The sequence below is a fragment of the Oceaniovalibus sp. ACAM 378 genome (genome assembly GCF_008085915.1).
Lineage (GTDB): Bacteria > Pseudomonadota > Alphaproteobacteria > Rhodobacterales > Rhodobacteraceae > Oceaniglobus.
The window spans coordinates 1-1,552 of the sequence record NZ_VSJK01000071.1 but is presented as its reverse complement, the minus strand read 5'-3'; the positions used below and the strand labels follow the sequence as shown (position 1 = coordinate 1,552).

Below are 1,552 nucleotides of genomic sequence, written 5' to 3'. Positions count from 1 at the left end.
CAATCCCCATAGCAACAAACCACCCACCAAGCCCAACCCCGCGATTTCCCGCTTGAGCGCTTCTCCGACGCCAGGCAACGTCCCGCGTCACTCAAACGTCGCGCGGGGCGTCCGAGAAACCTACATCGGAGCGGACCTTCTCCGCACCAGCACAGACCCTTCAAAAACCACCTTTTTAGGAATGCCCTCAGCTATTTGAGCGGTCGTTTAATGTTGCGGTGTGCATCAGCACATGGGTGGTCGGTCTTAACGCGATACCTGTCGCGCGGAAGCTTTGTACGGGCGCTGTTGCGCAAATCTGATGCTGGCCGCAACTCCGCTTTCCCCGGACACACTTATCCCACGACCGTCGTGAAAGGTGTGCTGAGCGCGGTGAACCGATTCAGCACTGCGGTGCGGACCTGAACCTTGGCAACCTGGCGATCACAGTCGCGCGCCATGCATTGCCCGGCAGTCGCTGCTTGCAGCGATGAGAGGGAGACGCTGACCGAGCTTCTTCACGCAGTTCATCTTCGTCTCGACACGGCTCCGACGGTGATATCCGCTCCAGTGTCGCCAGGGCGCTCGGCCGAGATAGGTCGAGGCCCGCAGAGCTTCGTTTCGTGCCCTGGCGCCAGCGGTGGTCGGCTTCCACGGTTTGGCATTCCGGCGAGGCGGGACTATTGCCGCCGCGCCGCGGTCGGCCCCTCTCGTGCATGTAAACATGCACTGCCGGGCAGTGGATGGCGTCGTGCATTTTCGAGTGTCGTAGGCACCATCGGCAGTGACGGTGGCGATCTCCTGGTCCGACGCGACCTGGTCGAGCAACCCGGGCAGCATCGGCGCATCTGCGACATTGCTGGTGGTCACTTCAACGGCACGGATTTCCAGTGTTTCTTCATCAATTCCGAGATGAAATCTTGTGCCAAACCCGCCGTTTTCGACCGCCATGCTTGCGCGTATGCCACTCACCTTCGCCCTCCACCTTGATCCCTGTGCTGTCCACTGCCCGGCAGTGGTTTGCCTGCAAACCATGAGAGGGGACGAGCAAGTGCAGCGGTCCCGTCGAACCCCGATACGGGATCGCCACATTCAAGGTCTTTTGGCGGCCGCTCAGTGTGCTGAAATCGGGCACAGACCAACCGAACCCGGCGAGCTTCAGCAGGCTCGCGACAAACCCAGTGGTCTGCCGTAGCGCCATCCCGAACAGGACCTTGATCGTGAGGCAAGCCTGAATGGCCGCATCGCTGTAGACCTGTTGGCGACCACGCTTGCCGGACGGTGCAGCTTCCCAGACCATCGCCGGGTCGAACCAGACAGTCGATGATCCTCGTTGTCTCAACGCACGGTTGCCCAGCTTAACCGGGACCAGCCTCCCGGCTCATCAGCAGGTCAAGCGGGCTGGTCACACTTTGGATCGTCTTTGCCGCCACCTTTGGTATAGATTGCGTGTTTCGCGTGATGATGGGCAGCGATTTCGGGTGATGATGGGCACGTATTTCACGCGAAGGTGGGCAGTGATTTCGCGTGATGGTGGGCAGGTCTGGTCGGTAAACTGAGGATAGATGCCCCT

1 pseudogene is annotated in these 1,552 nt (G+C 60.4%); it reads right to left on the bottom strand.

From position 1 onward, the window contains the following. Positions 1-335: 335 nt before the first annotated feature. Positions 336-1,351, bottom strand: a pseudogene (locus tag FQ320_RS25185) (IS5 family transposase). Between the last annotated feature and the right edge of the window lie 201 nt (positions 1,352-1,552).